This is a genomic window from Labrenzia sp. PHM005, from assembly GCF_006517275.1.
Classification (GTDB): Bacteria; Pseudomonadota; Alphaproteobacteria; order Rhizobiales; family Stappiaceae; genus Roseibium.
In genome coordinates, this window is sequence record NZ_CP041191.1 from 4,612,298 (window position 1) to 4,636,625 (window position 24,328).

The 24,328-nt window shown below is 54.4% G+C and carries 23 protein-coding genes; 11 read left to right on the plus strand and 12 right to left on the minus strand.

Going from position 1 to position 24,328, the window contains the following annotated elements; translation table 11 throughout:
* Positions 1–12: 12 nt before the first annotated feature.
* The 3 genes from FJ695_RS20835 to FJ695_RS20845 form a co-directional block, all read right to left on the minus strand.
* Entirely contained in the window at positions 13–1,044 is a 1,032-nt protein-coding gene (locus tag FJ695_RS20835; protein ID WP_141187228.1) for a GDP-mannose 4,6-dehydratase, read from the minus strand.
* Positions 1,037–2,860 carry an N-acetylneuraminate synthase family protein gene (locus FJ695_RS20840; RefSeq protein WP_141187229.1) on the minus strand — a complete coding sequence of 608 codons (1,824 nt, stop codon included), beginning with the start codon at positions 2,858–2,860 and terminating at the stop codon, positions 1,037–1,039. The genes FJ695_RS20835 and FJ695_RS20840 overlap by 8 nt, the downstream gene beginning before the upstream one ends.
* A 265-nt stretch (positions 2,861–3,125) precedes the next feature.
* The gene (locus FJ695_RS20845) at positions 3,126–3,938 is read right to left on the minus strand and encodes a ferredoxin--NADP reductase (protein ID WP_141187230.1); all 813 of its coding nucleotides are present in this window, start codon (positions 3,936–3,938) and stop codon (positions 3,126–3,128) included.
* A gap of 738 nt (positions 3,939–4,676) precedes the next feature.
* Between FJ695_RS20845 and FJ695_RS20850 the strand changes: the two genes are divergently transcribed.
* Complete coding sequence (locus FJ695_RS20850; RefSeq protein WP_141187231.1) at positions 4,677–5,711, plus strand: GlxA family transcriptional regulator; 1,035 nt, start codon at positions 4,677–4,679, stop codon at positions 5,709–5,711.
* Between the two features lie 102 nt (positions 5,712–5,813).
* Here the strand turns inward: FJ695_RS20850 and FJ695_RS20855 are convergent, their stop codons facing one another.
* Both FJ695_RS20855 and FJ695_RS20860 read right to left on the minus strand, forming a co-directional pair.
* Entirely contained in the window at positions 5,814–6,569 is a 756-nt protein-coding gene (locus tag FJ695_RS20855; RefSeq protein ID WP_141187232.1) for a sulfite exporter TauE/SafE family protein, read from the minus strand.
* An 81-nt stretch (positions 6,570–6,650) separates the two neighbouring features.
* Entirely contained in the window at positions 6,651–7,415 is a 765-nt protein-coding gene (locus tag FJ695_RS20860) for an ABC transporter substrate-binding protein (RefSeq protein ID WP_168206444.1), read from the minus strand.
* A gap of 236 nt (positions 7,416–7,651) precedes the next feature.
* Here FJ695_RS20860 and FJ695_RS20865 point away from each other — a divergent pair, with 236 nt between their 5' ends.
* Positions 7,652–8,866, plus strand: a complete 1,215-nt coding sequence (locus FJ695_RS20865; protein WP_141187234.1) for a winged helix-turn-helix domain-containing protein — start codon at positions 7,652–7,654, stop codon at positions 8,864–8,866.
* On the opposite strand, the gene FJ695_RS20870 is transcribed toward FJ695_RS20865, so the two are convergent.
* Complete coding sequence (locus FJ695_RS20870) at positions 8,863–9,927, minus strand: nitronate monooxygenase family protein (protein ID WP_141187235.1); 1,065 nt, start codon at positions 9,925–9,927, stop codon at positions 8,863–8,865. The two genes, FJ695_RS20865 and FJ695_RS20870, sit on opposite strands and share 4 nt — an antisense overlap.
* Positions 9,928–10,190: 263 nt before the next feature.
* Between FJ695_RS20870 and FJ695_RS20875 the strand changes: the two genes are divergently transcribed.
* On the plus strand, positions 10,191–10,394 hold the full coding sequence (locus FJ695_RS20875) for a DUF2892 domain-containing protein (protein ID WP_141187236.1): 204 nt from the start codon (positions 10,191–10,193) through the stop codon (positions 10,392–10,394).
* Positions 10,395–10,628: 234 nt separating this feature from the next.
* On the opposite strand, the gene FJ695_RS20880 is transcribed toward FJ695_RS20875, so the two are convergent.
* From FJ695_RS20880 to FJ695_RS20890, 3 genes are all read right to left on the minus strand, one after another.
* Positions 10,629–11,354: a hypothetical protein gene (locus tag FJ695_RS20880; RefSeq protein WP_141187237.1), complete on the minus strand. Its 726-nt coding sequence runs from the start codon at positions 11,352–11,354 to the stop codon at positions 10,629–10,631.
* A 243-nt stretch (positions 11,355–11,597) separates the two neighbouring features.
* The gene (gene tdh / locus FJ695_RS20885; RefSeq protein WP_141187238.1) at positions 11,598–12,635 is read right to left on the minus strand and encodes an L-threonine 3-dehydrogenase; all 1,038 of its coding nucleotides are present in this window, start codon (positions 12,633–12,635) and stop codon (positions 11,598–11,600) included.
* A complete protein-coding gene (locus FJ695_RS20890) occupies positions 12,632–13,819 on the minus strand; it encodes a glycine C-acetyltransferase (protein ID WP_141187239.1) in 1,188 nt (395 codons plus the stop codon). The genes tdh and FJ695_RS20890 overlap by 4 nt, the downstream gene beginning before the upstream one ends.
* Positions 13,820–13,879: 60 nt before the next feature.
* On the opposite strand from FJ695_RS20890, the gene FJ695_RS20895 reads away from it, so the two are divergent.
* Positions 13,880–14,143 carry a hypothetical protein gene (locus FJ695_RS20895; RefSeq protein WP_209010754.1) on the plus strand — a complete coding sequence of 88 codons (264 nt, stop codon included), beginning with the start codon at positions 13,880–13,882 and terminating at the stop codon, positions 14,141–14,143.
* Positions 14,144–14,201: 58 nt separating this feature from the next.
* Here FJ695_RS20895 and FJ695_RS20900 read toward each other — a convergent pair whose 3' ends face one another.
* Together FJ695_RS20900 and FJ695_RS20905 are read right to left on the minus strand one after the other, a co-directional pair.
* Positions 14,202–14,762 carry a helix-turn-helix domain-containing protein gene (locus FJ695_RS20900; protein ID WP_141187240.1) on the minus strand — a complete coding sequence of 187 codons (561 nt, stop codon included), beginning with the start codon at positions 14,760–14,762 and terminating at the stop codon, positions 14,202–14,204.
* A gap of 93 nt (positions 14,763–14,855) precedes the next feature.
* Entirely contained in the window at positions 14,856–16,577 is a 1,722-nt protein-coding gene (locus FJ695_RS20905) for a caspase family protein (RefSeq protein WP_247653694.1), read from the minus strand.
* A 362-nt stretch (positions 16,578–16,939) separates the two neighbouring features.
* Here FJ695_RS20905 and FJ695_RS20910 point away from each other — a divergent pair, with 362 nt between their 5' ends.
* A complete protein-coding gene (locus FJ695_RS20910; protein ID WP_141187242.1) occupies positions 16,940–18,610 on the plus strand; it encodes a formate--tetrahydrofolate ligase in 1,671 nt (556 codons plus the stop codon).
* Positions 18,611–18,840: 230 nt separating this feature from the next.
* Positions 18,841–19,920: an HD-GYP domain-containing protein gene (locus FJ695_RS20915; protein ID WP_141187243.1), complete on the plus strand. Its 1,080-nt coding sequence runs from the start codon at positions 18,841–18,843 to the stop codon at positions 19,918–19,920.
* A gap of 15 nt (positions 19,921–19,935) precedes the next feature.
* Here the strand turns inward: FJ695_RS20915 and FJ695_RS20920 are convergent, their stop codons facing one another.
* Positions 19,936–20,415, minus strand: coding sequence for a hypothetical protein (locus FJ695_RS20920; protein ID WP_141187244.1), 480 nt, complete (start codon positions 20,413–20,415; stop codon positions 19,936–19,938).
* 206 nt (positions 20,416–20,621) lie between these two features.
* On the opposite strand from FJ695_RS20920, the gene FJ695_RS20925 reads away from it, so the two are divergent.
* The 5 genes from FJ695_RS20925 to FJ695_RS20945 all read left to right on the plus strand — a co-directional run bounded on the left by FJ695_RS20925 (position 20,622) and on the right by FJ695_RS20945 (position 24,256).
* Positions 20,622–21,326, plus strand: a complete 705-nt coding sequence (locus FJ695_RS20925; protein ID WP_141187245.1) for a B12-binding domain-containing protein — start codon at positions 20,622–20,624, stop codon at positions 21,324–21,326.
* 6 nt (positions 21,327–21,332) lie between these two features.
* On the plus strand, positions 21,333–22,010 hold the full coding sequence (locus FJ695_RS20930; RefSeq protein WP_141187246.1) for a DUF1638 domain-containing protein: 678 nt from the start codon (positions 21,333–21,335) through the stop codon (positions 22,008–22,010).
* 103 nt (positions 22,011–22,113) lie between these two features.
* Entirely contained in the window at positions 22,114–22,416 is a 303-nt protein-coding gene (locus tag FJ695_RS20935) for a virulence factor (protein WP_141187247.1), read from the plus strand.
* Positions 22,409–23,302, plus strand: coding sequence for a methylenetetrahydrofolate reductase (locus FJ695_RS20940; RefSeq protein ID WP_141187248.1), 894 nt, complete (start codon positions 22,409–22,411; stop codon positions 23,300–23,302). Before FJ695_RS20935 ends, FJ695_RS20940 begins: the two co-directional genes overlap by 8 nt.
* Complete coding sequence (locus FJ695_RS20945) at positions 23,303–24,256, plus strand: methyltetrahydrofolate cobalamin methyltransferase (protein ID WP_141187249.1); 954 nt, start codon at positions 23,303–23,305, stop codon at positions 24,254–24,256.
* Positions 24,257–24,328 lie beyond the last annotated feature (72 nt).

A 24,328-nucleotide genomic window follows, 5' to 3' on the forward strand; every position in this document is an offset into this window, starting at 1 on the left:
CCTAGCTTATGTTCAAAGTCCAGGATTGTTGACCGCAGCTTTTTTCAGATCATAAATCGCCATGCGCCGGGCAATTTCTGGCGCAAGGACTTCCGGCTTCCAGCCCAGCATCTCCTGGGCCTTGGTGTTGTCACCACGCAAGTAAACCACATCGGACGCCCGGAAATACCGCGGATCGACATAGGCGATCAGTTTGCCGGTCTTACGGTCATAACACTTCTCGTCCATGCCCTCGCCTTCCGAATGTAGATCGAACCCGACCTCCTGGGCCGCCATGAATAAGAATTCGCGCACGGTGTATTCGGTGTTAGTCGAGATAACAAAATCATCCGGCTGGTCGTGATCCAGCATCTTGATCATCATGTCGGTGTATTCAGGTGCGTAGCCCCAATCGCGCACGCTGCTCAGGTTTCCAAGCGGCATGGCGTCCCTGCCCTGCAGCTTGATCTCTGCAAGCCAGCTCGTGATTTTGCGGGTGACAAACTCCAGGCCGCGCAGCTCAGACTCGTGATTGAACAAAATGCCGGAGGTCGCGAACATGTCGTAGGCTTGCCGGTAGTTCACGACCAGAGAATGCGCCCCGAGCTTGGAGACCGCATAAGGGCTCAGCGGATTAAACGGCGTTTTTTCCGTTTGCGGCTTTTCCAGCACATCGCCGTACATCTCCGAAGTCGACGCCTGATAAAGCTTGGCATCCAGTTTCAGGATACGCATCGCTTCCAGAATGTTCAGAACTCCCATGTAGTTCACATCGGAGGTGTAATGCGGGAACTGGAAGCTGTCGGCGACAAAACTCTGAGCGGCCAGATTATAGATGTGGTCCGGCCGGATTTCGTTCAAAACGTTTTGCACATTGGCAAATTCCGTGACTTCCAGCGTGCAGTATTTGATCTTTTCCCGGATCCCAAGCTCGTTGAGGCGTTCGGTCTTGGATGTGCTGCCACGGCGCATGGCGCCATGAACTTCATGACCGCGCTCAAGCAGGCCGCGCGCCAGAAATGCACCGTCCTGGCCGGAAATTCCGGTAATCAGCATTTTAGCCATTTTGTTCTCCTAACTGCCGGATCGCCTTGTCGAAGCCGTCGCCCTCGGAAAGGTGGCCTTGCCACACTTCCAGAACCTTGCGCCCAGGCCCATCAACGTATTGCGAAGGATCACCCAGATCGCCTTCGCCGAATTCAATGCCTTCACCGTCAATCCCTACAGCATCGGCAATATGGATGTGCCGGGCAAGCGGCATCAGCCGATCACACCACTGACGCCAGTCCGCTTTCGAATAATTTGCCGACAAAATCAGATGCGACAGATCCAGGCACACTTCCATCGAGATTTCGGTGATGATGTCGATGTCGTCTTCACCGCAGAACAGGTCGAGCACGTCCGCACCGCCGAAATACCAGGCAATGCGCGGCAGCCACTGCGGATAGATCGGAGCGCCGCGGTCCCGGCCGGCTTCATAAAGGACCTGTTGCAAACGTTCGTATGTTGCCCGTTTCCCCTCCGGCAAGAGCCTTGAGAAACTGCCGACGATCGGGACGCCAGCGCCGGTGCGCTGCTCCAGCTCCAACGCCAGATCGACACAGGTTTCGATCACCTTCAGACTACGGATACGCGTGTCGTCTTCTGCAGACATCGGATCGATCAGCGTCTTACTGTCGATGTAGTCGGGAATGTGGATCGAATAATGCCGGGTTAGATCAAGTTTCTCTAATCCGTCCGCCATCGACGCACCGAATGTGGCCACTTCTTCATAGGACAGATGAAGCTCGTTGTTCTGGATCGGAAAACGGCTCTGCAGGACTTGTGCATCGTGTAGACGGAGCGGAATGGAAAGCTGTTTTTCGTCGCAAAAAGCCACCAGTTCCGGTTCAAGCGGCGGTTTGGGTTCGGTGAAATGCAGGTCGGAAATAGCTGTTCCTTCCCCCACCGGTCGCCGGACAGCCGTGAGGCCTCGTTTTTGAACATCGGCCCAGGTCAACCCCTTCCGCGGTGCCTTCACCACCACATTGGCTTCAGACAAAGCTTCACCCGCCGCAATATCCTGGCTTGCATAAAGGGAAGACCCAAGGTTCTGCATGTTGATGCGCTCACCCTGGTTGATGTCCCGGCGGCCGGAACCTTGCACCGTGTCAAAGGCGTTCAACATCCGGCACATCCGGACAAACTCATCCGGATCGGATGACGAACTGTCGTCAATGCCCTTGCCGTGCTTGTCGAGGGTCAAATGCCGTTCAAAAACGGTTGCTCCATTGGCCGCTGCGATCAAACAGACTTCCCAATCCTGGTCATGACTGGAATAGCCGATGTCCGCATCGGTCTTTTGCTTCAAGGTGTCGATGAATTTCATCTGCTGATTGCCGAGCAGAACCGGGTAGTTTGAGATGCAATGGAGATAAGCAATCTCCGGCACATCCTTGGTGGCTTCAAGCGCCTTGAAGATATCGTCCTCTGAATGACCTCCGGTGCTCAGTATCAGCGGTTTTCCGAGCCCCGCCATCGCGGTGACCAGCTCTTCATTCATCAGCTCGGCAGACGGCACTTTGAAGAAATCAAATTCGGAGATCTTGTCACCGAAGTCAGCGGCGTCTGAGAATTTAAAAAAGCTGACCCCGGCCTTCATGCCCTTTTTTTGAATGAGACGGGCAAGGCGTAAGATTTCGTCTGGTGAGATATAGCTTTCATCGATTTCTCGGCTGAGGATCTCATCACCGATCTCACTGATTGCCTGGTAAAACCCGGCCTTGGCTCTGTACTGAAACTTGGCACCCCAAGCCCCAGCTTCACTGGCAATATCAATGAGCTGCTCCGCGATCTCGGAAGAACCGCGGTGGTTGATGCCAAGTTCGGCAATGATCTTCATGCGTTCGCATCCCACCCAGGAAATGTCGAGTTTTCAAGCCGACTGAAAAACCATCTAACTTGCGCCAAGGTTATTCCATGCCATCAACCGTTGACATTCACCGGGCTCGCCCAGCGGCAGTGGTCCACAGATAAGCTCAATATTCACAGGGATTTGGCTGGATGGGAAGCCTCTAGCAGTCATACCAGTCGCTTCGGAAGGCAAGCAAAGAAAAAGGCCGGGTCGCCCCGGCCTCTTTGATTCTCTTCAATTTCCGTCAAAAACGTCAGCCGACGAACGCACGTTCCACGACAAACTCGGCTGGCTTGTTGTTGGCACCTTCGTTCAAGCCCGCTTCTTCCAACAAGACCTTCGTGTCGCGGATCATATCCATGGATCCGCAGATCATACCGCGGTCGACCGCCGGATCGAGCGGCGGCACACCCAAATCCTCAAACAGCTTGCCGGAGGAGATCAGATCTGTGATCCGGCCCTGCCGCGGAAAGTCTTCGCGGGTGACGGAGGTATAGTGCACCAGTTTGTCTTTGGCGAACTCGCCAATCAACGGATCATTCAGCGTTTCCTGAACCAGCTCTTCGCCGTATTTCAGTTCAGCCACTTCACGGCACGTATGGGTCAGGATCACCTGATCGAACTTCTCGTATGTATCCGGATCGCGGATCAGGCTGGCAAATGGCGCAATGCCGGTACCGGTGGAGAACATATAGACCCGCTTGCCCGGAACAAGCGCGTCATTGACCAATGTGCCCGTTGGTTTCTTTTTCATCAAAACCGCGTCACCGGGCTGAATCTTCTGAAGATGGGATGTCAGCGGCCCATCCGGAACTTTAATCGAAAAGAATTCCAGCTCTTCGTCCCAGGCCGGGCTGGCAATGGAATAGGCCCGGTAGAGCGGTTTGCCGTCGATCATCAAACCGATCATAACAAACTCACCTGAGCGGAACCGGAAACTTGCCGGACGGGTCATCCGGAACCGGAACAGGCGGTCAGTATAATGCTGGACTGTCTTCACCTCTTCCACAAATACATTGGCCGGCACGGCATCTGCGAGATCAGCGGGTTTGGCAAGTACGTTCATATTTTTCCCGTCCATGGGTCTTGGCACACTTACGATTTATGCCCCGTGTACCATCAATTGCACCTTGACTTGAAGCAACAGCGGCCCACCAAATGTGGGTTTGGCAAAAAAAACATCCAATATTTTCGATAAACGCGCTCAAATGACGCACTGCAAAATGAATATTGTAGTCACCTTGTTCCGATGCACTGCCAGATATAGCACAGCCCAGAGCCTAGGCCGTCTGGACGAATTGGAGATCTCTTTCGCTGGGATTTGCAGCGTTCAAGGTTAAGAAAATCTGCGCAGTGATACTGGTGCATCCTCAAGGCGGATTTGCGTGGAGGATGGGGCGCTGTAGACCTAGCTCCTCGGGTAGGGGCAAGAGCAGAAATCTGACGCAGATGGCCCCCTGACCGTTTCACCGATGCGCTCTGCAGATCTGTCCACGTCCTTTTTCGACCTTTGTCTCACGAAAGACATCTCCAATTCCTCCCGTCCATACGGTCTCGCTATTAACCTCGCAGAGATTTGAAACGCGATTGGACCACGTCAAAAATGCGGACTTAGAATGCGGCAGATGGTGATTAGAAATTGCACAGTTAGGCCAGAGCACAAGCAGAGGTGCTGACCAGTTTACGACAATCTCAAGAAGATCCGGATATCTGACGTTTTTTATTTGACAGCCAAGTTAAAAATGCAGAAATTACTGCAATCACAAGACAAGCTTCAATAATACCTTCCAATGAGGCAAAGTAAATGTCCGGACGCGCGCACGACGATACGCATCAAAAAATAGCATTCGTGCTCATGGATCGCTTTTCCATGAATGCATTTGCGAGTGTCATTGAACCACTTCGCATAGCAAACCGTATGCTCGGCAAGGATTTTTACGTATGGGAGACTTATTCCCTTGACGGAAATTCAGTGGTCGCGAGCAACGGCTGCGAAGTTTCGGTCAAAAAATCTATTCGGGAACTTGGCGACGCAGATATTACACTTTTGTGTACTGGAATGGACGTTGAGCGCCTGCCGCTGGATCCGGAACTGGGCAACAAACTTCGCCGCCTGAATGCGCTTGGCCGCACCTTTGGCGCCATCTGCACGGGCGCCTATCTGCTGGCCCGCTATAATCTGCTCGATGGCCGCCGCTGCACCATCCATTGGGAGAACCTCCGGTCCTTGCGCGAGGAATTTCCGGATGTTGAAGTGACCTCCGACATTTTCTCTATTGATCGCAACTGCATCACGTGCGCCGGCGGCATGGCGTCGCTTGACATGATGCTGCGTCTTATCGCGATCCAGCATGGCGCTTATCTTGCGCATGAAGTCGCTGAAGTGGCGCTTTATCAGAACATGCGCTCCGGCGAATCTGCCCAGCGCCACGACATCGAAGCACGTACCGGCATTTCCAATGCCAAGATCCTCGACGCCATCCGGATCATGGATCTGCATATCGAGGACCCGCTCAGCTGCCAGCAACTGGCGATGACAGTCAACTTGTCTCCCCGCCAGCTGGAGCGTTTGTTCCGCCGCCATTTCAACTGCACGCCAGGCCAATATTATCTGCGTCTGCGCCTGGAAACCGCGCGCGATCTTTTGCGCCGCACCAGCCGGCCGGTTCTGGATGTGGCTTTGGCTTGCGGGTTTGCGTCGACATCGCACTTCACCAAATGTTACCGGGAACGTTTCCTGTGCACACCGACCGAAGAGCGCCAGTCCTATCAATGGGCCAATACCAAACCGACCTCCAATGTCGGCACGGCCACACCGATGCGCCTGGTCGCCAAGTAAATTTGGCGTATATAGATTTGAAACGCCGCCCTTTGGGCGGCGTTTTTGGTTAGGTCTCTAGTTTCGGCCAGGGCATTTTTCCTAATTCAAAAAGCCAACTCACTATCCCAACAACCGGACAGCGCCCAACGGCACAAGATAGATTCCAAGGCACAAGATCGCGCCGAGAAACACCCGTCTGAAGCCCTCATCTGAGAGGCGTCCGCGCAGATGCTGCCCCACATAAACACCGCAAAGTGCCGGCACGCACAGCACTAAGGACTGCAAGGCATCGGCAGTATCCAAAATGCCAAATCCGCCCAAGGCCAACGCAAGTACGATGGTTGCCGACAAAAACAACAAGCCCATCGCCTGAATTAGCTGGTCGCGATTAAAGCCCAGTGCCTGCAGATACATGACCCCAGGAACAGTGTAGGAGCCGGTCAGACCAGAAAAAACTCCATTGACCGCGCCAAGGAATACCCCGGCCGGCATTTGCCATGCTGGTGAGATGTGCAGCCTCAAACCGAAAAGCATCGGAACGGCATAGGCGATCATCAACACCCCAAGAATAAGATCCGCCGCCCCGCCGGGTGCCCGGGTGAGAATAAAAGTGCCCAAGGCCAATGTGAGCGCGGCCGCCCCCAGAAACGGCCAGAGCCGATTGAGCAAGATTTTTAGGTGTCCGCCCGAAAATGCCTGCCAGAGATTGGTCAGAAATGTTGGCCACAAGATCAGAACAATCGCTTTGTCGACGCCAACAAACACGGTCATCAAACCTAAACTGATGGTCGGCATTCCCATACCAACAACACCTTTCACCACTCCGGCGAGGAAAAACACGGCAAAAGCGATCAGGATCAAGTCAAAACTGTCCAATGAGGTTTCTCTCTAATCCTGTGTTTTGGGAGGCTTGTCGGACAGCCGTAAAACGAAATGGGCGTTATTCTGGATGCAGCTTTATTGAGACACTTTTGGCTGCGGCCGCTTTTCAATGACAGGATCCCCGCCGTTTTCATACTCCTTCAGCAATCGAGCCAATGGTTCACTCCACTGCCCCTTCTCAATGGCAGTATCGAACTGGACAAGTAAGTCGAGGCATGGCGATTTTTTTGAAAACATGAAATGAACTGGCTTGCTGGCCGCCGACCATGGTAAATCCACAATCACGCCATCGAGTTGGGCAGCTTTCACAGCTTTTCTTCCGAAACTCCGCGACATAAAAATATAGTCAATCCGTTCATCCGCCAGCATTTTTAGATCTTCTGCGAGGTTGTCACGGGGTTCATTGTCAATGAACAGGTTTTCAGCGGCAAACTCATTTCCCGCAGGACCGAGGTCAGTCCCAAAAGGTGCGCGCCCCGACAAGCCGACAAGATCTTCAAGACGTTCGGGTTTGGCCACCAGGTTTGCGCGGACAAAAACACCAACGTGATCTTGGACCACAGGCAGACTGAGTTTGAATTTCTCGGTTCTTTCATCTGTCGCAAAGGCGCCTGCCAACACATCAATTGCGCCATTTTCCAAAAGCGCAAACAACCGGTTCCATGGCAAATCGGGGCCATATTCCGTCTCGACAGAAAGATCTTGAAGAACGGAACTGGTGATCTCGGGAAAGATCCCTTTCAATTCCGTCTGATCCTCGGAGCGCCAGGAAATCGGCTGCCACTCATTGGCACCATTGACGCGCAGTACTTGGCACGCTGGTGCCGCATAGCTGCTCATAGTGAACGCGAAAAAAAAGATAACCAAAAAAGGCAAAAACGCCCTGCAACCGCGTGACGGACTAAAAGAAAACATTTTGACTGCGCGCTCCTCACCCGCACTTATAGGGTGAATAGTGCCTTCGCAGCGCTTTGCCGGTCAACTCATAATAAAGGACAAGTCCGGCTGAAACTTACTTCTACCCGTGTGATTAAATCGGGTTTCAATCCTCCGCTACGGAGTGCTAGTTTTTCTAAATGCCAGCCTCTTCGCCTCCCCAAATCAGCAACGCCGCCGCCCGCCATCTCTTTCTTGACCGGCATGGACTTGCCACACCGCTACGCGGCACAACCTCGGTTGAGGACGTGAATTCTACGATAAAGTCCCTTGGCTTCGTTCAAGTCGACAGCATCAATACGGTGGCGCGTGCACACCATATGATCCTTGCGTCTCGTCTTCCCGGTTACAAGGAAAGCCATCTCAAACGGCTTTTGGAGAAAAACCGCCAACTTTTTGAACATTGGACCCACGATGCATCGGTGATCCCGGCTGATTTTTTCCCGCATTGGCGGCTGCGTTTCGATCGGGACAGGGAAAAACTGATCGGCCGCTGGCGCAACTGGCGTCAAAATGGGTTTGAAGCGAAATTCAACGAGGTTTTGCAGCAGGTTTCCGATCATGGCCCTGTGTCATCATCAACAGTTGGCGAAGGTGAGAAGCGCAGCAATGGCGGCTGGTGGAACTGGCATCCATCCAAAACCGCTCTTGAGTTTTTGTGGCGCACTGGAGCACTCTCCGTCTGCCATCGTCAGGGCTTTCAAAAAATATACGACCTGACCGAACGGGTTGTTCTGGACGAACACAGAAACACGCGTTTTGAGACCTCAGAAACGATCGAGTGGGCCAACCGGGCCGCGCTCGACCGGCTTGGCTTTGCCACCTCCGGCGAGCTTGCCGCCTTTTGGGACCTCATCACACCCGCCGAAGCCAAAACCTGGTGCGAGCGAAAACTGGCCACCGGCGAGATCCTGGAGGTCCTTATTGAGTGTGCCGACGGCGCGGTTCGCAAATGTTTTGCAGCACCGGAAACGCTCGACACTCTGGACAATCTGCCCGAACCGCCCTCGCGGGTGCGAATCCTGTCTCCGTTCGATCCGGCCCTGCGCGACCGCAAACGGGCGGAGCGGCTGTTCGGATTTCATTACCGGATCGAGGTGTTCGTCCCCGAACCTAAACGGCAATATGGATACTATGTCTTCCCGGTCCTGGAGAGCGACAAACTGATTGGCCGGATCGATATGAAAGCGCACCGGTCCGAAGACCGGCTGCATGTCAAAGCCTTCTGGCCGGAAAAAGGAACGCGCATGGGCAAGGGCCGGATCGCCAAGCTGGAAAGCGAAATTGGCCGCATGGCCCGGTTCTCAGGCTGTAGTTCTGTCACGTTTGAACGCGACTGGCTGAGGACTTCTTAAGCCACGTCTGCTTCCGCAGCCTCAAATTCCTCCATTAAGGCCTGCATAAGTTCCGCTGCGGGCAGGAACCTCGCCCGGGCGGCCTCTGATCCGGCCCACTGAGCCCCATATCCCGGTTCACCTTTGGCTTTCGCTGCTGCATTCAGCGCTTTGCCCAGATCATAGGTGTAGGGATAGGCAGGAACCTCGGCATCGGACACATCGGCAGTCCATCTGGTAAATTCATTATCGAGGCAGCGGGCGGGCCGGCCGGAAATCGCCCGGGTCATCACCGTCTTGCCACCTTCCGCGAGGCGCGCCCGGAACCCGTCATCAGCGGCGGTTTCCGGGCAACCGATGAAGGCCGTACCAAGCTGGGCGGCTTCTGCGCCCCAGCTGAGCGACGCGCGCACATCCGCACCGTCCATCAAGCCACCCGCCGCAATCACCGGAATGGAAAGGTTTTTGGCAAGCAGCCGGGTCAACGCTTCGGTGTCCAACCGTTCGTCCGGTCCGTTTTCGTCGATCAAACCCCGGTGCCCACCGGCGGACCAGCCTTGGGCAACCACTGCATCAATCCCGGCCGCTTCCACCCGACGGGCGTCTTCTAAAGATAGAGCGCTGGCAATCAGCATGATCCCTCGGTCTCGCAGCGCGGCCAATTTGTCTGCAGCCGGTAATCCGAAATGAAAACTCGCCACCGCCGGCGCACTTTCCAAAAGCAGTTCAAACATCGCCTGATTTACAACAAAACTCTGATAAATCTCGTGAAGCTCGTTTGGCGGTGCAGCCTCAAAACGCTCAAACCGCGATTGTGATCGCGCGATCCAATCGCGCGCGACTTCCTCGCGCAATTCCATAGGCTTGTGGCAAAAGAAATTCAGATTAATAGGCCCGCCAGTCATCGCGCTTGTTTCGGCAATCATCTTTGCTGCCGTCTCCACGCTGGCGGCGCCGAGCCCCAGCGCGCCCAAACCACCCGCGTTGGCAACAGCCGCCGCGAGCGCTGGTGTCGACGTTCCGGCCATCGGTGCCTGAAACACCGGGATGTCCAACGAAAGTTCTTCAATTGTTTTGCGCATCACGCCCCTCCCCTATGCACATGGCCTGTCCGCCTGCCCGATTTGCACACACGCTATCAGCCAGATGGCGCGTCCACTAAATCAGAAGTGTGGTGCTGACCGCAGCCTGTCACAAGGCCCTGTTCTCGGCGAAACGCTTTCCGGTCATCCGGCCGCGGCGGCACCAAATTACACAAGACGCTTTGCCGCAGGCAACCCACTAGCGGAAGTCAGTATTTAAATGCATAGTTTCGCATTAATGAATTTTATTTCCGGAGACTAAGATGACTGTTGAACGGGGTATTTTATTTGTCGTTGGTGCGCTCGTGCTCGCCAGCGTCTTGCTTGCCGTTTATTCGAACCTCGCCTGGCTGTGGCTGACCGGCATTCTCGGCGCGCATTTGATGCAGGCCGCTTTTACCGGTTTTTGCCCGGTGGTCATGACGCTGAAAAAACTCGGCCTGCCGCAGCGCGCCGGATTTTCTTAAACCGACGAAATCTGAGGGGTTGCCGGTCTCTTCCCAACGCCCACCGGGACGGCTGGCAATAATGCGGATTGCCAAGGCCCATACCTTCGGCAATCCGCAGCTTTTTGTTCTGATTTCGCCAAACGGATTGAACAGGTCTCGGAGACACTCAACCTCCAGCTGCGCATCTCCGGCCAGCTTGATGCAGAATGACAAACGGGTAGCTTCTGTCGGCGTTTAACAAAACTCGAAAATTCAGCTCAAGACCTGGCCGCGGAAATAGTTGGAGCGGCTGGGTTCACCAAGAGCCTTGAAAAACCGTTCGACCACCGGTTCAGACACCTTGATTGGCGACGGACCATAGGTCTCGTATTTGTCCGACAAGGCCTTATTGATCGTGTTTGAGAAATTGACGAAGTCCAGATGTTCGGACGGAAATTTTGCGACCGCCTTGCGCACGATTTCCTGGATCGCCGGGTCATGAGCAATGGTCATGACGGTGATCTCACTGCCGTTTTCTTTTGCCAAACGCCGGTATGCAGCCGAAAGGCTGTCTTCAAAATCTTCGTCGGCCGTCCGGCAAATGTAGTTGCTGAACGCCTGCAGGAACTCGATTTCCCAGGCAGCGTCGGTGCGGTTGATCTGGGACTCGAAGGTCTTTCTCAGGACATCGAAACATAAAAAACGAAGCACCGACATGGCAAAGAAGCCCGTGTTGGCGCCGACGAAGGATTGTTTGCGATGGATCTTGCCGCAGGCTTCGTAGTTTGTCCGGAAGATATCGAACATATCCTGTGACACTGCTAGAAACTCAAAAACGGCCGTGATTTCTGCCGCATCCAACTTGCCGCCGCGCATTTTGGCGGCCCCGAGCAAAGCTTTTTGTGCAAGGTTCAGGGACTGCTGACCAACGGACGCGCAGATATGCGGACCGCTCAGCTTCGGCCATGTCAGTTTGGTTTTACCGGACTTCGAGGTCATCGAAGCGCCTCCAACAAACACTCCAAGCGCCCAAAACTCACGCTTCGCACAAAACATTACTAAGAAATTGTTTTATTTAAAGTAAAGGAACCCTCTAACCTGGCACGCAACTCAGCACTGCGAAATAAACAAAGCTTGTCTGTCTGGTTTTGTTAGCCAGGTATTCCTGTGACTTTCTATCAACATTCAAATATTCGATATTTTTAAAATAAATTCCTAAACTTACGCACATCGCCAGGCAACTCAGTCCCAACTCAAGACAACCTTCCCGGCAGTGCCCGACTTCATCGCGGCAAAACCTTGTTCAAAGTCGTCCACGCCAAATCGGTGTGTGATGACGTTGCGCACATCCAGACCGTTTTGCAGCATGGCGATCATCTTGTACCAGGTCTCGAAAATCTCGCGGCCATAGACGCCTTTTATTGTGATCGCCTTGAAAACAATACGCGACCAATCAACCGGTGACTTGCCCGGCGGAATGCCGAGCAGCGCAATGCGCCCGCCCATAACGAGGTTTTCGACCATCTGATCGAGCGCGACCTGATTGCCGGACATTTCCAGGCCGACATCAAATCCCTCCTTCATGCCGAGCTTTTTCTCAACGCCCTTCAGATCTTCCTTGGCGACATTGACTGGCAGAACATCGGTGACCCGTGTTGCCAGATCGAGCCGGGCCTGATTAACGTCGGTGATCACCACATTGCGCGCACCAACATGGCGGGCTACCGCCGCTGCCATGATGCCGATCGGACCAGCGCCGGTGATCAGGACATCTTCACCGATGAGATCAAAACTCAGCGCCGTATGCACCGCATTGCCGAGCGGGTCGAGGATCGCGCCAATTTCATCATCAATTTCATCAGGCAGTGGCACCACATTGAAGGCCGGCAAGCGCAAGTATTCGGCAAAAGCGCCCTGTTCATTGACGCCGATGCCACGAGTTTCCGGGTCGAGGTGGAATTTCCCGGCCCGCGATTGGCGGGAATGATGACCGATCAGATGGCCCTCCCCTGAACAGCGCTGGCCGATTTCCAGATCGTCGACGTTCTTGCCGATCTCAACAATCTCACCGGCAAATTCGTGGCCGGTGATCATGGGAACCGGCACGGTTCTGGAGGCCCAATCGTCCCAGTTCCAAATGTGAATATCCGTGCCGCAGATCCCGGTTTTGTGGATCTTGATCAAGACATCGTCCGGGCCGATTTCCGGCACCGGGGCACGAGTCATCCAGAGGCCCTCGCGCGGCTCAGATTTTTCCAGTGCTTTCATCTGATTGCTCATGACAGCACTCCCGTTGCCTTGCCCGCCTTCTCAAAAGCTTCCAACGCGCGATTGAGGTCATCATGGGTCAGAGCTGCGTTCATCTGGGTGCGGATGCGCGCCTGGCCGCGTGGCACAACCGGGAAGAAAAAGCCGGAGACATAAACTCCCTCGTCAAACAGCTTGGCCGCCATTGCCTGCGCCAATTTGGCTTCGCCCTGCATCACGGGAATGATCGGGTGCTCACCCGGCAATACTGTAAAGCCAAGATCTTCCAAACCGGCGCGCCAATAGCGAGCGTTGTCAAAGAGGTTTTTTCTCAAATCATCGCCCTCTTCCACCAGACGGATCGCCTCCAATCCGCTCATGACAATCGCAGGCGGCAGGCTGTTGGAAAAGAGATAGGGCCGCGCCCGCTGGCGGAGAAGGTCGATCACCGGCTGCGGACCCGCAATATAGCCGCCAATTCCGCCCCCGAGCGCTTTACCAAGCGTTCCGGTCAAGATGTCGACATCAACACCAAAATGCGCTGGCGTGCCCTCACCTTTTGGCCCCATGAAACCGGTGGCGTGGCAGTCATCCACCATCACCACGGCGTCATACTGTTTGGCCAGGGCTGTAATCTCCGGCAATTTGGCCAGATACCCATCCATGGAAAACACACCGTCAGTGGCGATCATGATGTGGCGGGCACCGGCCTCGCGGGCTTCACGCAGTTTTGTTTCAAGATCCGTCATATCGGAATTTTGGTAGCGGTAGCGCTTGGCCTTGCACAGGCGGATACCATCAATGATCGATGCGTGATTAAGCGCGTCCGATATGATCGCATCTTCAGGCCCCAAAAGCGGCTCAAACAACCCGCCATTGGCGTCAAAACAGGCCGCAAACAGGATCGCATCCTCCTTGCCGAGAAATCTGGCCAGGCGGTGTTCCAGGTGCCGGTGAATGTCCTGAGTTCCGCAGATAAACCGGACGGAAGCCATACCAAAGCCCTTCGGCTCCATCGCTTTCTTGGCAGCTTCAATCAACGCCGGATGATCCGCTAAGCCCAGATAATTGTTGGCACAAAGGTTGATGACGTCCCGCCCACCGACCGCAATGTGGCCGCCTTGCGGCGAGGTAATCAGCCGTTCGCGTTTATAAAGACCCTCCGCCTCAATGTCCTTCAATGTAGCGGTGATGTCAGACAGAAATTCCTGGGCCACGGCACCCTCCGGTAATTTGGATTTTCATCCATAATAACGGATTATCATTCAAAATAGAAGATGCAATTCCGTTATGGCGGATCTTATAGCATCTCAGATGCAACGCATATTGCCAGCTGCGGCTACTCCAGCACAGGCACTTGTCCGGTTAATGACGGCAGTTCGTTTTCGGCAAGTCCTGGCGCTCAAGCGAGTGTCTGGGGCGATGGGCTGACCATCGGCTTGAATATATTTGCCGAAAACACCTGCCAGGTCATCATTCAAGACGCCAAACGCAAACCACCCGATTCTGGTTCTTCGTTTTTTGTTCCTGGCAACGCATAAACATACCGAGCAATTCGCAATCCCTGGCCGCACATCGGCCAGAGACTATTCTTTGAGCTTAGAATTTTACCACCATCAGTATGGCTCTGGCCGGTCCGTTAACCGCTTCAATCGTATGCGGGACATCTGCGGCGTAACGGGCTGTATCGCCTTTGCTGATCTCCCCTTTGGCGACACCAGAGGTGACATGCAGCGTGCCTTCTTCGGCGACCAGTTGTTCCCGGGTACCGCGCTCATGGGGCTTGCTGACGAGCTTGCCACCTTCTGAAAAGATCAACTCATAGACCTCAAACCGGCCTGTGTCCTGCGGCGGTGACAGGATCCGGATCTTGCAGCCATCACCGGCCCGGTCGAGCGCCGGGGTTTGATGCTCCTTTTGGATTTCCACCCGGTCTTCGGCCACTTCTTCTCCGAGCAGGCCGGCAAAATCCACGTTGAGCGCCCGGGTCAAATTGAGAAGGGTCGCCACCGTCGGATTGGATTCGCCGCGCTCAATCTGGCTGACCATGGATCGGGAAACGCCGGAGAGTTTCTCAACCGCCTCAAGCGACAAGCCCTGCGCCCGGCGCGCCTTCTTCAACCGGTCAGGCAGACGGGCCAAAATATCTGAATCTGTCATTACGGAATTAAAATCTGCTTCGACAGATAATGCAATTCCCCTATGCGGCAGTTTCACAAACCGATCTCTGAAACCGCCGCATTTCCAGGATATTTACGTTATGTTCCAGGGCACATTTGCTTTTTTTATGTCATCTGGACCAACGATATTTGGCTCTTGCTCATATCCAAGATCCTTCAATTGGGCACTGGTTGTTTTCACCAGTTTATCAAACGAAATTCCCTTTTCCCTGCGCAAGTTGTTGGCAAGGCTGTAAGTGAACGCCCCATAGCTTGTGGCGCCATGACGGTATTCATATGCAAACTCATGCGCCTGGCAGGCCTCAATGATCAATGGGAGGTATGCCCCCTGTGCTTTCTCAGGATTCTTCTTTTTTAGGGCCTTGTACTTCTTTTCATCCATCATGCGGAGCATTGAGGCCCGGCCGATCAATTCACTGGCTCCCTCAGGTCCGAATATGTCTATGCCCTCCTGCTTTGCTTTTGTGTAATTGGCATTGAGCCTGTCGAACTTGCGGTCGGCCCACATGCTCTTTTTCCGATCCCAATACAGCATGCGATGACGGATATCGTCCGGCGGTGTCAGACCACGGACTTTTGCAGTTCCGTTGCGGTGAAGCCCTCCTGAATGACAACAGTCGAAAATCATCAGCAACCGGCAGTCATAGGGAAGCTGGCTGTAAAGATCGACGATGTCCCGATCCTTGATGCAGCGTCCGCGGGACCAATCAAAATCCGCCGTCACAAGCGCTTCTATAAAACGGTCCGGCATATCTTGGGCATTATATTCCGGGTATCTGGCACCATGTCCGCTGAAATAAAAAATGAGTTCATCCCCGGAAGCGGCATCCGCCAGCAGCCATTCCAGCCGGCTTAGTATCGCCTCAGCGGTTGCTCTGCGATCCAGTACGGTTCTGATGTTTTCATAAGGAATATCACATTCTTGCAGAACCGAACTCATCAGGAAAACATCGTTGACACAGCCTTCAAGGGGCGTGACAGGTGCCTGATAGTCATTGATCCCAACCAGTAGAGCCTTTTGCTGCTTCGCTCTTTTTCTGACTTTCTTGCCTTTCTTGGGGGTGGCAAACATCGCACGGGCTGCACCGCGAGCTGCCGCCGCACCTGCAAGAACCGGGAGCCAAAGATCCGCGACCGCCGCATCATGAGTGATATAGCCGGGAGCAGAATGTTCGGAAATTTCCTCCCCTTTGAACTTGATGTCCTTGAAGGTCGTTTCGCTTTGCAGGAAGCGTGGACCAATTCGCTCACCGTATCTAATTTCGGCGGTGAACACAGGGTCATGCTTGTTGTAAAGATGATGCCAACGGGCAACTTTAGGCATAGTCAGATAGCCGTTTGCCAGATGTCCCCGAACAAAGTTGTTGTTTACCTGGGAGCCCAAGGTCACATAACTTGCTTTTGACAATACAGCTTTCAGATCGGCAGCGTCCGCCTCATCATGAGTAAATGCGTCATATGAGATTAGCGAACCAAGACTGTGTGCAAGAATAACATCAGGTTTGAAGGTTCTAATTTTCTCAAAAATCATTTTGCGGGTTTCATTTTGAAACCCGTCATCGGCGCACCAAGCCACCACATATCCGGCAGTTTTGCGGATCTTGTATTCAAATTTGCTGAACAAATCCGAAAATAGCCCGCGCCGTTTTCTGTGGAAGGGCTCTGCGAGAAAACCCACCCCCAATGAGAATGCAGCTTCCGCAACTTCGAATGGGGATATCTCTACGTTCTCGAAGAAAAAATCATCATAGTTCACATAGTCGAGCTCAATGCTCCCGCCGCCGGCTTTTTCCACGGCTTCATCAATCGCAGCTTTCCAGGTTCCTTCCCAATCGCTTCCGCGATGATCGCCAAGACCGTGAACGCAAAGTACTTTAACAATTTTTGCCATTAAACTTCTCCCACTTTAACATTGCCATTATTGAGGGTAAACAGATTCACTTGCAACCAACCTGGCAAATCGTCAAACGGGTAGGTGAGCCGGTGTTTCGTGCCTAGCGGCTAACCGCAGAAAACCGAACAATCCGAAACGATCGTCGGTTCCAAAGCCCATCCTGTCGGTTTCGGAACATCTGCTGCACCGCGCTGTCTTTTAGCGTTCGGGCACCATCACACCCGGCCTATTGCGCCGGGCTTTTACCCACTTGAGGAAGTCAAATGGCCAGCGATATCGAAATTGCCCGTGCAGCCAAAATGAAGCCGATCCAGGAGATTGGTAACCGCCTGAATATTCCCGAAGAGTCCCTGCAGCCATATGGGCGGACGAAGGCGAAGATTTCTGCCGACTTCATTAACAATCTGAACGGCCACGACAATGGCAAGCTGATCCTGGTTACCGCCATCAACCCAACCCCAGCCGGCGAAGGCAAGACAACCACCACTGTTGGTCTGGGTGACGGCCTCAACAAGATCGGCAAGAACGCAATGATCTGCCTGCGCGAACCGTCTCTCGGCCCGTGCTTCGGCATGAAAGGCGGCGCGGCTGGCGGCGGCCATGCCCAGGTCGTTCCGATGGAAGACATCAACCTGCATTTCACCGGCGACTTCCACGCCATCACGTCCGCACATAACCTCTTAGCTGCGCTCATTGAAAATCACATCTACTGGGGCAATGCACTGGGTATTGACCAGCGCCGTGTGACCTGGCGCCGTGTGCTCGACATGAACGATCGGGCGCTGCGCGAGATCGTTTGCTCGCTTGGCGGTGTGGCCAACGGCTTCCCGCGTGAAGGCGGCTTCGACATCACCGTTGCATCCGAAATCATGGCGATCCTCTGCCTGGCAACAGACCTGGAAGATCTGCAAAAACGCCTTGGCGACATCATCGTTGCCTATCGCCGCGACCGCACTGCGATCACAGCACGGGAGCTGGAAGCCGACGGTGCGATGACAGTTCTCCTAAAGGAAGCGATCCAGCCGAACCTGGTTCAAACCCTGGAAAACAACCCTGCCTTCATCCACGGCGGCCCGTTCGCAAACATCGCCCACGGCTGTAACTCCGTGATGGCAACCCAGACAGCCCTCAAACTTGCCGACTATGTGGTCACTGAAGCTGGTTTCGGCGCGGACCTTGGCGCGGAAAAATTCTTCGACATCAAATGCCGCAAGGCGGGCCTTTCACCGGACGCTGTGGTCATCGTTGCCACGGTCCGTGCATTGAAAATGAACGGTGGTGTTGCCAAAGAAGACCTGGGTGCGGAAAACGTCGAGGCAGTTCAAAAGGGCTGCGCCAACCTTGGCCGGCACATCGAGAACATCAAGCAGTTCGGTGTCCCTGCGGTGGTTGCCATCAACCACTTCACCGCCGACACCGACGCGGAAGTCCAGGAAATCAAAGACTTCTGCTCCGACCTTGGTGTGGACGCGGTTCTGGCCTCACACTGGGCGAACGGCTCTGAAGGCACAGTCGAGCTGGCGGAGAAGGTTGCTGGTTTGGCCGAAAGTGGCGCGGCACAATTCGCTCCGCTTTATGAAGACGACATGCCGCTGTTTGAAAAAATCGAAACCATCGCCAAGCGCATCTACCGCGCGGACGAGGTTCTGGCGGACAAGTCCATCCGCGATCAGCTGCGCCGCTGGGAAGCCGACGGCTTTGGCCACCTGCCGGTCTGCATGGCCAAGACCCAGTACTCCTTCACGACCGACCCGAACCTGCGCGGCGCCCCGACCGGTCACGGCGTGCCGATCCGCGAAGTACGTTTGTCGGCAGGCGCCGGGTTCATCGTTGCCATCTGCGGCGAGATCATGACCATGCCTGGCCTGCCGCGTGTTCCTTCAGCCAACCACATCAAACTTGATGAGCAAGGTCAGATCGAAGGCCTGTTCTAAGAACAACCCAGAACAACTGACTACAAAGGCGGGCCCACGTGGCCCGCTTTTTTTGGCTCAATAAGAATTACTCAATAACTCTTCATACCACTACTGAATAAAATCTCGACCACCCCAACATCGTTAAAAATAACGATGGTATGAACTACTTATTTTTTACATGATTTACTAATACGAAACGAAAAACCCAGTAAAACAACATCCTATAACGATAAAATAGATCGTCAGTTATGCATGATATCCTTTTCATTTCTGATTCCATTCCGCGCTCTATTGACAGAGCGTCCCTGATATCGCGTGCCTTCAATACCCAGATTTTGCCGCCCAAAAACGTCAATGCGTGCCAACTGAAGGCAGCAAGTATTGTCGTCTATGATCTCGTCTTGGATGTTGAAACCAATGTCGTTCACATCCGTGACGCTCTTGAACAATGCCAGACAGTTGTTGTGTTTTTTTCCTCCGGCAACAAGCTGGAAAAAAAGCAGGCCGAGGCACTCAAGGGCGCCCGCCTTGTCGACCGGACCCATCCTTTGAACATTCTCCTGTCGGAGATGAACACAATTTTGCGGCGGACAAAAAGGAAGACCACGCTGCAAGATGCCATGCAGCTGGTCGACGAGGCTGCTGCTTCTTTTGAAGACATTTGCCTATCGACCGTGCTCGGCGCGCCTTTACCTCTCGACAAACTGGAAAACGCGACAGATACAGTCAGTGGCACGCTCGCCAAATACAGTCTCACCAACTTCCTGGGAAGTTTGCAGGGTTACCATTCCCACACGACGCGGCACACATTGCTTGTCGCAACCGTCGCAGCTGAGTTCTGCACCCGCCTGAACCTTTCAGACGATATTCGTGAATTGCTGATCTCCGGTGCGATTGTTCACGATATCGGCAAAACTCAGATCCCTTTGGCAATCTTGGACAAACCGGCAAAACTGTCCGATTCAGAAATGGAATTGGTCCGCACCCATCCACGTCACGGGTACCGGATTCTACAAAAAAATCCGAAACTTGACGATCGCATCAAGATCCTAGCTTTGGAGCATCACGAATATTTGGATGGATCTGGGTATCCAGATGGGAAAGTTGAAAAGGATCTTTGTCTGGAAGTGCGCATCCTGACAATTTGCGACATATACTCCGCCCTAATCGAAAAGCGCAGCTACAAACCACCGCTCTCCCACAACGAAGCCATCCGCATTTTGGATTCCATGGGCGGAAAACTCGACCAAAGGCTCCTTGCGGAATTTAAGAAAATCATGCGGCCAGCACCCGGTTTTGCAACAGTGCGTGCCAAGGCAGCCGGTTAACGCGCCACCAACCGGTCACCGTGGGATCCACCGGCTTTCCAGCCTGGGCTCATTCACAACACAAGAAACCTGAGAAGCTGGTGCTTGCCGCCGTTTCGACCCATAGGCCCTTGCTTTTTTCTCATCCGCACAGGTGGGACGCCGGGCAAGTTGATATCCTTTGCCGCGCAGGCACCCCTCAAACCTTCGTGCTCTCAGGCGCTCGTTTGGATCAACACTAACAACATTGGCTGAATAGAAATCACCGTAGTACCGGCAAGAAAAACCATAACAGTATCGCGGTCCGAATCCGCCAAACCCGCCAAATGACGTGGTTTTATAAGACGGCGGCACTTCCTGAAGCGAGCGCACCTGGCAGGCATCGATCGCCGCGCGCCGCTGTTCAACAGTTGATCCGGTTTTCAAGATCACGAATTGGGCACCGCCGAGCGTCTGGCAGGCCGCCAGAAAAACTCCGCTAATTGCCAGGAAGAAGGGCCATTTCCTCTTATTCATGATTGAATTCCAACCGCTTAGAAAACATGAGTGTATTGTGCTAGTATTCCAGACACAAGTCCTCATCACCGCATAGAAATGCGCCGCCCTTGCCACCTGTCGCGAAAGCGACTTGGCGTGTCGTTTTAAAGATACCGGGCAAATCGGCTTGAGGCATAAGGTTTTTCAACGTTTACCGGCCACAATTGCCTTTTTGGAGCTGCCTAATGTCTGACGAAGAAGACATCGACCTGTCGACCCTGTCTGACGATGAACTCGTCGAGCAGATGCATGATGATCTGTATGATGGCCTGCAGGAAGAAATCCAGGATGCAGTGAATATTCTCCTGGAACGCGGCTGGATGCCATATGACATCCTGACCAAAGCACTTGTCGAAGGCATGCGCATCGTCGGCGTCGACTTCCGCGATGGCATCTTGTTCGTGCCGGAAGTGCTGCTCTCAGCCAACGCCATGAAGTCCGGCATGAACATCTTGCGCCCGCTTCTCGCTGAAACCGGTGCTCCGAAGGTCGGCAAAATGGTCATCGGCACGGTCAAGGGCGACATCCACGACATCGGCAAGAACCTTGTTTCCATGATGATGGAAGGGGCCGGCTTTGAAGTTATCGATATCGGTATCAACAATCCGGTTGAGAACTACATTGCCGCTTTGGAAGAGCACCAGCCGGACATCCTCGGCATGTCTGCGCTTCTGACCACCACCATGCCTTATATGAAGGTCGTCATCGACGAGATGAAAGAAAAAGGCCTGCGCGATGACTACATCGTTCTTGTAGGCGGCGCGCCGCTGAACGAAGAATTCGGGCAAGCGGTTGGCGCTGACGGCTATTGCCGCGATGCCGCCGTTGCCGTGGAAATGGCCAAGGACCTCATCGCACGCCGGCACAATCAGCTGGCCAACAGAGGCTAACGGGCGATGTTCAAGGAGGCTGCCGACATGCAGGCGGGCGAGCCTCTTTTCCCGATCGAACCGGACGAGGACACGAACGACAAGCTCGGCCGTGTCCTAGTTATCGCCTGCGGCGCGTTGGCCCGTGAGATCATTGCTATCCGCGACTTGAATGGGCTCGACCATATTGACCTGACTTGCCTTCCGGCCAAGCTGCACAACACTCCGGACAAGATTCCGGACGAAGTCAGACGGGTCATTACCCTTAACCAGGGTCGCTACTCTGACATTCTTGTTGCTTATGGCGACTGCGGCACCGGCGGCCTTCTCGACAAAGTTCTGGAAGAAACCGGCGCCCGCCGGATTGAAGGGGCACATTGTTATGCCTTCTTCGCAGGCATCGAAACTTTCGACGAATTTGAAGAAGATCAGCTCGGCAGCTTTTATCTGACCGATTTCCTGGTCCGCCACTTTCAAACAATGGTGATCGAACCGCTCGGCCTCGATTGGCATCCGCATCTGCGCGACATGTATTTCGAGCACTACACCCGCGTTTTGTACTTGGCGCAAACGGACGATCCCAAGCTGGAAGAAGACGCATTGAAGGCTGCAGAACGCCTTGGTCTTCCGCTTGAAATCAAAAAAACCGGCTTCGGTTTACTGACGCCGTTTTTGAAAAAAACGCCGACGGTGACCGTGCTCTGAAATTCGGCACTGCACAAGTCGGTTTTTCACCTCGCAATGCCGCTATCGCGCGGCTTGGATTTATGACTTTCCGGCAATCATGCTTGAAAGAGGAACACGTGACATGGCGCAAAAGACCATCGTTTACTGGCGGGACATCCCGGCACAAATCCTGGTGAAAAAAGGCCGCAAATCGGCCCGCCGGGAACTGCCATCTGTTTTCATGGAAACGATTGATGCCTGTGCAATGCGTGTCGGAGCAAAAGACAGCGATGCCTATATGGCCGAATGGCGCCGGGCAGACCCTGTGGAAGTTTCCGACGAGCTTGAACAGGAGGCCGACAGCGCACTGGAAACACTTGTTGCCGCCTATCCGAAACACCGCCTGATGGAGCTGATGGCGAATGGAGGCACCGAACATGACTGAGACCTGCCTGTTGGCCAATGGGCGGCTGCCCGCGTCGACTGAAATGTCACCGAAGCAGGTGGTGGAAAAGAGCGAACTTCTGGCAGGTATCCCTTCCGGCACACAAGTTTATGTCACCGACCTTGGCAATGCTTCGGAAGACATGATTGTCTCCGCAGCGAAGATCCTGACCGACAAGGGGCTGGCGGCTGTGCCGCATATGGCCGCGCGCCGCTATGCCAGTGCTCAAGATTTTGAGCGCCGCATCACTCGCCTCACCCAGGAAGCTGGTGTCAACGACGTTCTGGTGATCGCGGGAGAAGCCGACAAAGCCGGTCCCCTCACCTCCTCGGTTGCTCTTTTGGAAACCGGTCTGTTCGACAAGCTTGGCATCAAGAAAATCGGCGTTGCCGGACACCCTGAGGGGGCGCCCGATATCAAACCGGACGTGATCAAGTCCTTCTTGATGCATAAACATGAATTGGCCAAAAACAGCGATGCGGAATTCCGGATTGTCACCCAATTCGGATTCGACCCGCATCAAGTCAGCGTTTGGCTGGATGAAATCCGCGCCTGGGGCAACACCTTCCCGGTCCACATCGGTGTCGCAGGCCCTGCGAAGATGACGACACTTTTGAAATATGCGGCCTTTGCTGGCGTCGAAAACTCCCTCAACTTCCTGAAGAAGCGCGGCGGAGCTGTCGTCTCCATGCTGTCCGGCTACGACCCGAACACGATGGTCGAACCGCTGGAAGCCCGCATCACCAGCCAGCCGGACAGTCAGCTGGCCCAGATCCATGTTTACCCGTTTGGCGGCGTCGCCAAGACCTCCGAGTGGCTGCTTGCCCGCGGTAGCTGGTCTTTTCAGACCCCCTCTTCTCCTCTGACTGCAAACGAGATTGCCTAAATGACCCGCACTGTTGTCGCCTCCGCCACCAAAGAAATCGTCATCGGTTTCGACCAGCCGTTCTGTGTCATCGGTGAGCGCATCAACCCGACCGGCCGCAAGAAATTGGCCGCAGAAATGGTTGAAGGCAATTTTGAAACCGTAAAGGCTGACGTCATCGCACAGGCGGCCGCCGGCGCGACCATGCTCGACGTCAATGCTGGCGTCACGGCTGTGAACCCGAACGAAACCGAGCCGCCTCTTTTGGTGAAAACGCTTGAGATCGTTCAGGAGCTGACAGACCTGCCGATCTCCATCGACTCCTCCGTCACCGAAGCCATCAAGGCGGGCCTGGAAGTCACCAAGGGCCGTCCGCTGGTTAACTCGGTCACTGGTGAAGAAGACAAGCTGGAAGCGATCCTGCCGCTCATCAAGAAATACGATGTGCCTGTGGTGGCGATCTCCAACGACGAAACCGGCATTTCCGAAGATCCGGACGTCCGTTTTGAAGTTGCCAAGAAAATCGTTGAGCGCGCAGCTGACTACGGCATTCCGGCACACGACATCGTGGTCGATCCACTTGTCATGCCGATCGGTGCTATGGGCACGGCCGGTCAGCAGGTGTTTGCATTGCTGCGCCGCTTGCGTGAAGAGCTGAAGGTCAACACCACCTGCGGCCTCTCCAACATCTCCTTCGGCCTGCCACACCGTCACGGCATCAATGCTGCGTTCATTCCGATGGTGATCGGCGCCGGCATGACGTCCGCGATCATGAACCCGTGCCGCCCACAGGAAATGGAAGCTGTCCGCGGCGCGAACACCCTCAACGGCACCGATCCGAACTGCCAGGAGTGGATCATGACCTACCGCGACCACAAACCGGCCGCAGCCGGCGCGCCAACCGCAGCTCCGGCAGAAGCGGCCAGTGCCGGCGGACGCCGCCGCGGCGGCCGCGCTGCCCGGCGTGCTGGCTAAAGCCAGCCCGCACACCACTTGAATTGTCATCCCTGCGAACGCAGGGATCCAGTATTCAGGGACATTAGAGTT

Bases quoted from the DNA above. Each gene is read 5' to 3' on its own strand.
- FJ695_RS20835 (WP_141187228.1), bottom strand. From the start codon at position 1,044: ATGGCTAAAATGCTGATTACCGGAATTTCCGGCCAGGACGGTGCATTT.
- FJ695_RS20840 (WP_141187229.1), bottom strand. From the start codon at position 2,860: ATGAAGATCATTGCCGAACTTGGCATCAACCACCGCGGTTCTTCCGAG.
- FJ695_RS20845 (WP_141187230.1), bottom strand. From the start codon at position 3,938: ATGAACGTACTTGCCAAACCCGCTGATCTCGCAGATGCCGTGCCGGCC.
- FJ695_RS20850 (WP_141187231.1), top strand. From the start codon at position 4,677: ATGTCCGGACGCGCGCACGACGATACGCATCAAAAAATAGCATTCGTG.
- FJ695_RS20860 (WP_168206444.1), bottom strand. From the start codon at position 7,415: ATGAGCAGCTATGCGGCACCAGCGTGCCAAGTACTGCGCGTCAATGGT.
- FJ695_RS20865 (WP_141187234.1), top strand. From the start codon at position 7,652: ATGCCAGCCTCTTCGCCTCCCCAAATCAGCAACGCCGCCGCCCGCCAT.
- FJ695_RS20870 (WP_141187235.1), bottom strand. From the start codon at position 9,927: ATGCGCAAAACAATTGAAGAACTTTCGTTGGACATCCCGGTGTTTCAG.
- FJ695_RS20875 (WP_141187236.1), top strand. From the start codon at position 10,191: ATGACTGTTGAACGGGGTATTTTATTTGTCGTTGGTGCGCTCGTGCTC.
- FJ695_RS20880 (WP_141187237.1), bottom strand. From the start codon at position 11,354: ATGACCTCGAAGTCCGGTAAAACCAAACTGACATGGCCGAAGCTGAGC.
- tdh (WP_141187238.1), bottom strand. From the start codon at position 12,635: ATGAGCAATCAGATGAAAGCACTGGAAAAATCTGAGCCGCGCGAGGGC.
- FJ695_RS20895 (WP_209010754.1), top strand. From the start codon at position 13,880: ATGCAATTCCGTTATGGCGGATCTTATAGCATCTCAGATGCAACGCAT.
- FJ695_RS20900 (WP_141187240.1), bottom strand. From the start codon at position 14,762: ATGACAGATTCAGATATTTTGGCCCGTCTGCCTGACCGGTTGAAGAAG.
- FJ695_RS20910 (WP_141187242.1), top strand. From the start codon at position 16,940: ATGGCCAGCGATATCGAAATTGCCCGTGCAGCCAAAATGAAGCCGATC.
- FJ695_RS20915 (WP_141187243.1), top strand. From the start codon at position 18,841: ATGCATGATATCCTTTTCATTTCTGATTCCATTCCGCGCTCTATTGAC.
- FJ695_RS20920 (WP_141187244.1), bottom strand. From the start codon at position 20,415: ATGAATAAGAGGAAATGGCCCTTCTTCCTGGCAATTAGCGGAGTTTTT.
- FJ695_RS20925 (WP_141187245.1), top strand. From the start codon at position 20,622: ATGTCTGACGAAGAAGACATCGACCTGTCGACCCTGTCTGACGATGAA.
- FJ695_RS20930 (WP_141187246.1), top strand. From the start codon at position 21,333: ATGTTCAAGGAGGCTGCCGACATGCAGGCGGGCGAGCCTCTTTTCCCG.
- FJ695_RS20935 (WP_141187247.1), top strand. From the start codon at position 22,114: ATGGCGCAAAAGACCATCGTTTACTGGCGGGACATCCCGGCACAAATC.
- FJ695_RS20940 (WP_141187248.1), top strand. From the start codon at position 22,409: ATGACTGAGACCTGCCTGTTGGCCAATGGGCGGCTGCCCGCGTCGACT.
- FJ695_RS20945 (WP_141187249.1), top strand. From the start codon at position 23,303: ATGACCCGCACTGTTGTCGCCTCCGCCACCAAAGAAATCGTCATCGGT.